9 protein-coding genes and 1 tRNA gene are annotated in these 9144 nt (G+C 72.0%); 6 read left to right on the top strand and 4 right to left on the bottom strand.

Features of this window, described 5'->3' with window-relative positions; translation table 11 throughout:
• On the bottom strand, positions 1-969 hold a 969-nt coding region (locus IEW07_RS08350), incomplete at its 3' end, for a M23 family metallopeptidase (RefSeq protein ID WP_229741654.1).
• Between the two features lie 211 nt (positions 970-1180).
• The gene (locus tag IEW07_RS08345) at positions 1181-1804 is read right to left on the bottom strand and encodes a response regulator transcription factor (protein ID WP_188536136.1); all 624 of its coding nucleotides are present in this window, start codon (positions 1802-1804) and stop codon (positions 1181-1183) included.
• A 234-nt stretch (positions 1805-2038) separates the two neighbouring features.
• On the opposite strand from IEW07_RS08345, the gene IEW07_RS08340 reads away from it, so the two are divergent.
• From IEW07_RS08340 to IEW07_RS08330, 3 genes are all read left to right on the top strand, one after another.
• Positions 2039-3298, top strand: coding sequence for a COG1470 family protein (locus IEW07_RS08340; protein ID WP_188536134.1), 1260 nt, complete (start codon positions 2039-2041; stop codon positions 3296-3298).
• A 189-nt stretch (positions 3299-3487) separates the two neighbouring features.
• Positions 3488-5317 carry a PASTA domain-containing protein gene (locus IEW07_RS08335; protein ID WP_229741653.1) on the top strand — a complete coding sequence of 610 codons (1830 nt, stop codon included), beginning with the start codon at positions 3488-3490 and terminating at the stop codon, positions 5315-5317.
• Positions 5318-5378: 61 nt separating this feature from the next.
• The gene (locus tag IEW07_RS08330; protein WP_188536132.1) at positions 5379-5696 is read left to right on the top strand and encodes a PAAR domain-containing protein; all 318 of its coding nucleotides are present in this window, start codon (positions 5379-5381) and stop codon (positions 5694-5696) included.
• Between the two features lie 40 nt (positions 5697-5736).
• Here the strand turns inward: IEW07_RS08330 and IEW07_RS08325 are convergent.
• Both IEW07_RS08325 and tadA read right to left on the bottom strand, forming a co-directional pair.
• Positions 5737-5826 (bottom strand) — tRNA-Ser (locus IEW07_RS08325).
• Between the two features lie 29 nt (positions 5827-5855).
• Entirely contained in the window at positions 5856-6413 is a 558-nt protein-coding gene (tadA, locus tag IEW07_RS08320; RefSeq protein ID WP_229741652.1) for a tRNA adenosine(34) deaminase TadA, read from the bottom strand.
• 100 nt (positions 6414-6513) lie between these two features.
• Here tadA and upp point away from each other — a divergent pair, with 100 nt between their 5' ends.
• The 3 genes from upp to IEW07_RS08305 all read left to right on the top strand — a co-directional run bounded on the left by upp (position 6514) and on the right by IEW07_RS08305 (position 9115).
• Positions 6514-7149 (top strand): uracil phosphoribosyltransferase, encoded by a 636-nt coding sequence (gene upp, locus IEW07_RS08315; protein WP_188536130.1) that lies wholly within the window; start codon positions 6514-6516, stop codon positions 7147-7149.
• 510 nt (positions 7150-7659) lie between these two features.
• Positions 7660-8484, top strand: coding sequence for a winged helix-turn-helix domain-containing protein (locus tag IEW07_RS08310; RefSeq protein ID WP_188536128.1), 825 nt, complete (start codon positions 7660-7662; stop codon positions 8482-8484).
• A gap of 91 nt (positions 8485-8575) precedes the next feature.
• Positions 8576-9115, top strand: coding sequence for a SixA phosphatase family protein (locus tag IEW07_RS08305; protein ID WP_188536126.1), 540 nt, complete (start codon positions 8576-8578; stop codon positions 9113-9115).
• The last annotated feature ends 29 nt before the right edge of the window (positions 9116-9144 follow it).

Genomic DNA, 9144 nt, shown 5'->3' with positions numbered 1-9144 from the left:
CACGCAGTCGAAGATCCCGGGCGCGGTCGAGAGGCACTCCTCCGAGCTCGGATCCGGCCACGCCGGCCACTCCGGCCCCGCCGGCGGCGCCGGCACCTTGTCCGGAGGGTGGCAGCGCTTCGGGTCCGAGCTCTCGTACGGACAGTGCTGGGAGGGGTCGATGGACGAATTGTCGCCGGGGCCGTTGCGGGGAATGGTCGGTGGGTTCCGGGCATGGTCGTGCGGGGCGCGGATGATGCGGTCCCCCACGACCCAGTCGAACGACTGCGGGTCCACGGTCGCGCCGCCGACCCACGTCTCGAAGTGCAGGTGCGGACCCGTGACCCGCGAACCCGTCCGGCCCACGGTGCCGAGCTGCTGGGAGGCCTCGAGCTTCTCGCCCTGCTCCACGAGCACGGTGTCGAGGTGGTTGTAGGTGCTCACCATGTCTCCGGCGTGGGCCACCTCCACACGGTTGCCCCCCCAGACGTCCCAGAACACGGCCCGCACCACGCCCTCCATGGCGGCGACGACCTCACTGCCGTGCGCGGCCCCGATGTCCGCCCCGTTGTGGAGCTCCTCGGTGCCGAGGTCGGGGGCCCTCCGCCACCCGTACTCGCCTCCGGGTCCCACCGCAGTGGGAGTGGCCGGAGCGATGAGCGTGTTGACGGGCAGCTCCCCCTGGTATCGAGGCGCCTTCGCCCCTGGGCGGAGCTGCTCCACCAGCGAGATGGGGTGCGACCAGGGAGGGCCCAGCTTCGTGAGCGCGAACATCACCTGCCACTGGTGCGCAGCGGCGTGGAACAGGCTCCACCCCACCACCGTGGCCTCCCCCTGCCGGTCGTCCCGAGCAGGACCGGACTGCGCTGCGGCCAGGGCGGCGCACGAGCTCAGGGCCAGGAGCATCGTGACCACGAGGGCCGCCACGGACGTCGCGAGGCGGCGGCGCGGAGCGCTCCGGGGGACGCGGCGGACCGCGAACCGAACCATGACATCACCCGATTTCCCACGACCGCGACAGGTCAGGCAGGGGACCGCCGGCAGCCGGCGTGACAGCTCCTCACGCTAGAAGCCCGGCCCCGTCGCCGCGAAGAGAAAGGCTCCACTCTCCGGGGCAGATCTCGTTGCCCTTCGGGGTACTGGGGAGGGGATTCATGATCCCGTCCCGGATCCCTCTGGGCCGGCGCCTCCACGGGCAGGCTCAGATCAAGCCCTCACGCAGGGCGTAGGCGACGGCGTGGGAGCGGTTGCGCAGCTGCAGGCGTGTGGTGACGTCGTGCACCACGTTCTTCACGGTCCGCTCCGAGTACGCGAGCCGGCGTGCGATCTCGGCGGTGTCCAGGCCCTCGGCCAGCAGGCGCAGGACGTCGACCTCCCGCGGCGCCAGACCGGTGAACATGATCCCGCGCGGGCCCAGGACGTGGCGCTGCAGTCGGCCGACCTGCTCGAGCAGCCGTCCCAGCAGGTCCGGGGGCACGCAGCCCTCCCCCGAGGCAGCCGCGGTGATGACGGTCACGAGCCGGTCCGGGGTGGCCTCGCACCGGCGGGCGATGCCCACCACCCCGGTCTCCACGACCTTCACCAGGTCGCCCTCCTCGAGGCGTCCCGCCACGAGCACGGAGCGGGCCGTGCCCTGGCGCTGCACCATGCGCAGCAGCTTCAGCGCCTCCTCGTCGACGGAGTCGGCCACGACCACGACGACGGCGGCGCGGTCCGCGTCCTGGCCGCCCACCACGCGGACCTCCGGGCGGGGCCTGAGCTCGCTGACCACCCCGGCGGCGGAGATGGGGTCCCACGCGTGGACGTGAACGGTGATCGGTTCCATGACTGCTCCTCAGCTCGGCGTACCGGAGATCGGCGACACTTATCGGCCCGATGGTGTGGCACGACGGTAGACCCGGGCACTCACCGCGCACTCCACAAGGACTCAACGGGCAGCGGATGTGCCCGCAAGAGCGGCCGGTTGCCGCAGTCTCGAGGTCACGCATCGACATAATCTGCGACGTGCAGGGATCAGACGTCGTCGGTCCAGCGGCGCGCGCATCCTCGAGGAGGACCCATGAGCCCCACGGCGACCCTGGAGGCGACCGGGCGGAGCGTCGAGGCAGGCGGGGCCGTGACAGTGCCGCTGACGGTGCGCAACGACGGCGCGATCGTGGACGAGTACCGCTTCCGGGTGGTGGGGCCCCTCGCTCCCTGGGCGACGGTCGAGCCGGCGACGGTGTCCGTGGACCCCGGCGACGTCGCCACGGTCAGGGTCGGCTTCCACGTGCCGAGGTCCTCGGAGGTCTCGGCCGGGTCCGTCCCCTCCGGAGTTCAGGTCCTGCCCGGTCGAAGCTCCGTCGACCCCGTCGTCGCGGAGGGCGTGGTCGAGGTCCGGCCCTTCTTCGACACCGTCGCCGAACTCGTGCCCCAGGAATCCAGAGGCAGGCGCGGCGGCCGGCACCGACTGGCCGTGGACAACCGCGGCAACGCCCCGGTGGACGTGCGGCTCGTCGCGAAGGACCCGGAGGCACGGCTGCACCTGCACCTGCGGCCGTCCGGACTGCGGGTCGTGCCCGGCACCGTGCAGTTCGCGGATCTCGCCGTCCGTCCCCGGGAGAGCATCTGGCGCGGCACGGGGACGGCGCACCCCTTCACGGTCTCGGTGGAACCGGACCGGGGTCCCAGCACGGTCCTCGCGGGCACCCACCACCAAGAAGCGGTGCTGCCGCGGCGATCGCTGAAGGCGGCGGTCATCGCCATGCTGCTTGCTCTGCTGGCCGCCCTGGCGGTGCTCGCGGTCCAGCGGTTCGGTTCCGCGGCCCGGGAGTTCCCCGCCGATGCCACGGTCTACGTCCAACGGTGCCTCGCGGACCTCGTGGCCGGTGGTGACCGTGCCGCATGCCGGGCCTGGCCTCCTGAGGACCAGGTCGTGCCCCCTGAGGACCATGCCGTGGAGGGGGCAGGGACGGTGGAAGGGGCGCCGCCGACGGTGGAGCTCGCCGTCACGGCGAACGTGGGCGGCCGGGAGAGCGCTGTCTTCACGCGCGGCGACGAGGACGACGCGTTCAACATCACCACCATCGTCCTGAGCGGCTCCGAGGGGGACACCGGCCGGTGGAGCCTGAAGAGGGACGGGGAGACGGTGTACTACGGGACGGTGGAAGGATTCGGGGGACAGGCCTATGCCTACCCCGGTGTCCTCCTGTCTCCGGAGCAGGAGATGGTGCTGGAGCTCGAGTGCACGGGACTCGACGGGGGAGAAGCCACCTCGCCGTCGGACCTGTGCGAGGTGAAGGCCGTGCTGCAGGGCGATCTCATCCCCTCGGAGGGGTGAGCTCCCGAGGCCGCCGCCCCTGCGGTCATCCTGGCGGGCACCGGCCCATGCCTCTTCGGGCAGAGGGTATGCCTGCAAACCCGGCCGTGGACCGGCCCGGGGCCCGGGGCGCCGCCATACGCTCGTCCTGAGGACCACGGTGCGCCAGGCTCCCCGGCCGGCGTCGAGACGTCCCGGTGGGAGGACCTGATGAGCACGACAGCCGCCCTGGACCCGCTCCGTTCGGTGCTCGAGGCCGGCAGGGAGGGGACCGCCACCCTGTCTGTGCGCAACGACTCGGACATCGTGGAGGAGTACTCCTTCCAGGTGGTCGGCGATCCCGCGGAGTGGGCGCGCGTCGATCCGCCCGGGGTCACGGTGTACCCCGGACAGAGCGCCACCGCCGTCGTGGCCTTCAAGCCTCCGCGTTCCTCCGCCGTGCCCGCGGGCGAAAACCCGTACGGGATCCACATCCTGCCGGCCAAGCGCGCTGAGAACGCCACGGTCCCCGAAGGCGTGATCGAGGTCCTGCCCTTCCACGACACGGTGGCCGAGCTGGCGCCCCAGACGGCGAGGGGCACGGGGGCGGAGCAGTACCGGGTCTCCGTGACCAACCGCGGCAACGCCCCCGTGGCCGTCGCGCTCGTGGGGAAGAGCGCCTCCGACGAGCTGGGGCTCACCCTGGGGGAGTCGAGGCGGACCGTCGAGCCGGGCACGACCTGGACCTCCGAGCTCCGCGCGGAGCCGGCGGAGCGGCTCTGGCGGGGGGCGCCGACCGCGTACCCCTTCACCGTCATGGTGAGGCCGGAGGAGGGACCGGAGGTAGCCCTCGCGGGGACCCAGTACCAGGAGCCGGTCCTGCCGGCCTGGCTCCCCAAGGCCCTGCTCGCGCTGGCACTTCTTGCGGTGCTGACAACCGCGTACCTCCTGTGGCCCAGACCTCAGGATCCCGTCCAGATTCCTCCCCTGGCGGGGCAGGAGGTATCCGCCGCCGAGGCGGAGCTGCGCGGGGCGGAGCTCGTGCCCCGGCGGGTGGACGTCTCCGACGACGAGGTGGCCAAGGACCACGTGGTGGGCACCGAGCCAGCGGCCGGCACGACGGTGGAGAAGGGCTCCACCGTTGCCCTGCGCGTGTCCACAGGACCCGGTCCGACGCCCTCGGCTCCCTCGACGAGCACGCAGCCCACCGACGGGGCGACCTCGGCCGCCACCACGCCCCCCGCTGATGCCGTGGTCCCGGACGGCCTCGTGGGCCGTCCCGAGGCTGACGTACGGCAGGCCCTCGAGTCCGCCGGACTCGTCGTCGGGTCGACCCGCTCGGAGAACAGCTCTTCCGTGCCCCAGGACCATGTGACTGCCACCGAGCCGGCCGGTGGGAGCGCCGTAGAGAGCGGGTCGGAGGTGCAGCTCATCGTGTCCACGGGCCAGGTGACCGTGCCGCAGCTCGAAGGCCTGAGCCTCGATCAGGCGATCGCCGCGCTCGAGGCGGACGAGGTCCGGCTCTCCCACGAGGTCGAGCCCACCACGCAGGCGGGAGTGGAGCCCGGGCAGGTCGTCGACCAGAGCGTCGACGCCGGTCAGTCTGCACCTCAGGGATCCACCATCACCCTCACCGTGGCGGAAGCCCCGATCCCTGGCCTTCCTGACGAGATCCCCTTGTCGGCGCCGCCCGACGACGTTCCTGTGGAGTGGCCCGCGGAGCAGGCGACCGGTCCGTTCGAGGTCACGAGCATGGTGCCGGTAGTCACTCCGGGGGACGAAGGAACTCTGACGGTGGAGCTCGTGGATCCGACGGGTGGTCCCTCCGAGGTCTTGATCGACGAAGCACAGCTGACCGATCTGTTCCCGGTGGCGGATCTCGTGTCGGAGGACAGCGGCGCCACGCCCGGTGCAGAGGCGACCGGAGAGGCCGGTTTCATCCCGATCAGGCCGGTCCGCATGGAGGTGGGCGAGAAACTGCGGATCACGCTGACGTGCGATTCTCCGGCAGCCGGCACCGTGTGCTCGGAATCACTGGTCATCGACGGCGAGTTCGAGTGAGCGTCTGCCCGACGCCGGGCCCCTCTCTCGGCCATCCTCCCAACAGCACGGAGAGCGAATCATGCCCACAGGACCCGCCCTGCGCGCCGGGGACACCGCCCTCTGTCCCCTCAGCGACGGTCCGAAGCCGCACGTCGGGGGACCGATCACCCCGGTCGCGGCCGTCCCGACCGTGCTGATCGGCGGCATGCCGGCCGCCGTGGCCAACGGACTCCCGGGCGGGATCGTCTGTGTCTCCCCGGCGCCCAACGGCATCGCCACGGGCAGCGCCACGGTGCTCATCGGGGGGTTCCCCGCCGCACGGCTGGGCGACCTGACGCTCCACGGGAGCCCCATCGCACCGGGCCCGGGCCTGCCGACGGTCGTCATCGGGGGATGAGGAAGGCCCCGGCTCCTCGTGGAGCCGGGGCCTTCCGGACTGGCGGTGACGGAGGGATTTGAACCCTCGTTGGCTCTTACACCAAACATCATTTCGAGTGATGCACCTTCGGCCGCTCGGACACGTCACCAGCTCGCAGAACTCTACCGGCTGGCCGGCTCAACCGCCAAAATCCGCGGTGCCGCCGGGAGCAGGGCCGGCCGGGCCGTCGTCGTCCCCCGGGGCTTCCGCCGCGCCGCGCCGGTGGGCGGAGAAGAAGTCGAGGAGCAGCCGGGAGCACTCGTCGGCCAGCACGCCGCCGGTCACCTCGACCCAGTGATTGAGCCGCCGCTCCCGCAGGACGTCGAACACCGACCCCGCGGCGCCGGCCTTCTCGTCCCACGCCCCGAGCACCACCCTCGGCACGCGGGCCAGGACGATCCCGCCCGCGCACATGGCGCAGGGCTCGAGGGTCACCACGAGCGTGCAGCCGTCCAGGCGCCACGACCCCAGCGTCCGGGCGGCGTCGCGCAGGGCCAGGATCTCGGCGTGGGCGGTGGGGTCGCCGTCGGCCTCGCGGCGGTTGCGCCCCCGGCCCACCACCGTGCCGTCGGGGCCGACGACGACGGCGCCGATGGGCACGTCCCCGGTGGTCAGGGCCGCCCTGGCCTCGTCGAGGGCCAGGCGCATCCACTCCTCCGCCCGGGCCTGTGGGCGGGTGCGCGGGGGCAGTGCCATGCGGGTTCTCTCCTGGACGAGTGGGGTCGGGTGCGGGGAGGGGCTGGGGGGCTGCCGGGGCCCGGGAGGGCGCCCACAGGCCCGGTGGTAATTTTGGTGCATGCGAGTGACCGTTCTCGACCACCCTCTGGTGGCGCACAAACTGACCGTCCTGCGGGACAAGGACACCACGTCCCCGGTGTTCCGCCTGCTCGTGGAGGAGCTCGTGACGCTCCTCGCGTACGAGGCCACGCGGCAGGTGCGCGTGGAGCCGGTGGAGATCGAGACTCCGGTGACGCGCACCACGGGCGTGGGGCTGTCCAAGCCGCGCCCCCTCGTCGTGCCGATCCTGCGCGCCGGCCTGGGCATGCTCGAGGGCATGACCCGCCTGGTCCCCACCGCCGAGGTCGGGTTCCTGGGGATGGCCCGCAACGAGGACACCCTCGACATCATCACCTACGCCGAGCGGCTGCCGGACGACCTGACCGGCCGCCAGGTCTTCGTGCTCGACCCGATGCTCGCCACGGGCGGAACCCTGCGGGAGGCCATCAAGTTCCTCTACCGGCGGGGCGCCGAGCAGATCACCTGCATCTGCCTCCTCGCGGCTCCCGAGGGGCTCGCCGCGCTCGAGGAGGAACTGGGCGACTCGGAGGTCAGCATTGTCCTGGCCGCGCGGGACGAGCGGCTCAACGAGAAGTCCTACATCGTCCCCGGACTGGGGGACGCCGGCGACCGGCTCTACGGCGTGGTGGACTGACGGCCGACCTGCCCCTCCCACCCCTTCTTCCGCTCCGAGGACCCGCCGACCTGGTCGGCGGGTCCTCGTGCTTTGCGCGGACAAATGTCCACATGCTGAGACGCGGTGTCCCCCGAAATGGGTCCCTTGACATGGCGAATGCCATGTGTATTAGAGGTGAACAGCCACCTTTACCGACCAAACACCCTGTATTTCCGCCTCACAGCAGGGCCGGCATGCCAAGGGTGCTGGGTGAAGGGCGTTTATTTTGGGGGACAAGCACCGTCAGAACCCTTGGTATCTCACATGGTGAGATGGTGACGAAAATATTACTTGCGTGTTCCCCCCGGGGTGGGGGACGATGTTGCCAACGCCACTATCAGGGATTTCTCAGCAAGCCGGAGGAGTTCAGGGGGCCACGGAACGGCGGATCCGTGGGCTGGTGGTGGTCGGACCGCTCGGAGGGGCGGACCGGCATCAGGTGGGCGACAAGTCTGCCCAACGTTCGACGCAGAGACGAGGGACTGCAAGATGGCAAGCACGCCTGGATACGTTCATATCTCCCAGCGCACCCGTGCGGGAGAGGTCCGCGGGACCCGCCGGCCCGGTGGGAGCCCGGAGCAGGCCTCGCCTGCGCCTGCCGACTACCGCAGCCTGCGTAGCGCCGTCGGCGGCCTGCCGACCACGCCGGGCGAGCCGCCGCTGCCCACGCGCCTGCAGCGCGAGACCGCGCCCCGCCCGCCGGCCCAGGAGAACGAGGCGCGCGGCTTCGTCATCTACGTGGGGCTCAACGAGGAGACGGCCGCGGCGAACGGCACGTCCCTCGTCAAGATGGTGCAGAGCATCCGGGCCTACGCCCAGCAGCTCGTGCCCGAGGCCGACTCCTACGCGGCCGTTGCGCTCGCGCCGGCCAACACCGCCGGCACCGACCTCGAGGTCGTGCGCAACGCCCTGGGCGACCCCACGACCGGGAGCGTGCGTCCGGCGGCCCCGGCGGCCCCGGCCCCGGCCGCCGAGACCAAGACCAGCCAGTCCACCGGGGTGCTCATCGACCTCTCCCGGCGGGAGGTGTTCCTCGACGGGGCGCTGCTGAACCTCACCTTCAAGGAGTTCGAGCTCCTGAACTACCTCGTGGAGAACGGCACCCGCACCGTGGGCCGCTACGAGCTGCTGCACAGCCTCTGGCGGGACGCGGAGGAGGTGCCCAACGAGCGGACCATCGACGTCCACATCCGGCGGCTGCGCTCCAAGCTCGGCCGGCTCGCCAACACCGTGCGCACCGTCCGCGGCCAGGGCTACCGCTTCTACGAGCACCCCGAGGTCGTCGTCTGGGCGGCCCCCGAGTACTCCATCTGATCCTCTCCCGACCTGCTCCGGCCCCGGTTCCCGCCTCCGCGCGGGGGACGGGGCCGGCCCGTGTCCCGGGACCACGTGGCACCATGGAGCGATGATCCGCCACGACGTGAAGAAGCTGGTCCTCATGCGCCACGCGGAGGCCGAGCACCCCTGGGGCGTGGCCGACCACGACCGCCCGCTGCACCGGAGCGGCGCGGCGGACGCCGCCGAGGCGGGACGGAGGCTCCTGGGGCGCGGCCCCGTCCCGGACATGATCCTGTGCTCGAGCGCCCTGCGCGCCCGGCAGACCTGCACGTGGGTGTGCAGCGAGCTCGGCGACCTCGCGCCCACGGCCAAGCTGGAGCAGGCGCTGTACCAGGCCGACGACGCCCGGATCCTCGCGGTGCTCAACCACGTGCCCGAGACCGTCGGGTCCCTGCTGGTCATCGGCCACCTGCCCGGCCTGCGCGACGCCGGCCTGCGCCTGGCCACCCCCGACTCCGACTACGACGCCGTGATGGCCCTCGCGGACGGCTGCCCCACCTCGGCGCTCGCGGTCTTCGACGTTCCCGGTCCCTGGGCGGAGCTGGACGGGGCCGACGCCCGCCTGGTGGACTTCTGCGTGCCGCGGTCCGCCGCGCGGGACCGCTGAGGACACCGCCGGTGCGCCTGCGGCGGGAC

Origin of the sequence: Kocuria dechangensis, from assembly GCF_014636775.1 — a bacterium.
GTDB lineage: Bacteria > Actinomycetota > Actinomycetes > Actinomycetales > Micrococcaceae > Kocuria > Kocuria dechangensis.
This window is presented reverse-complemented; position numbering and strand designations above follow the sequence as displayed.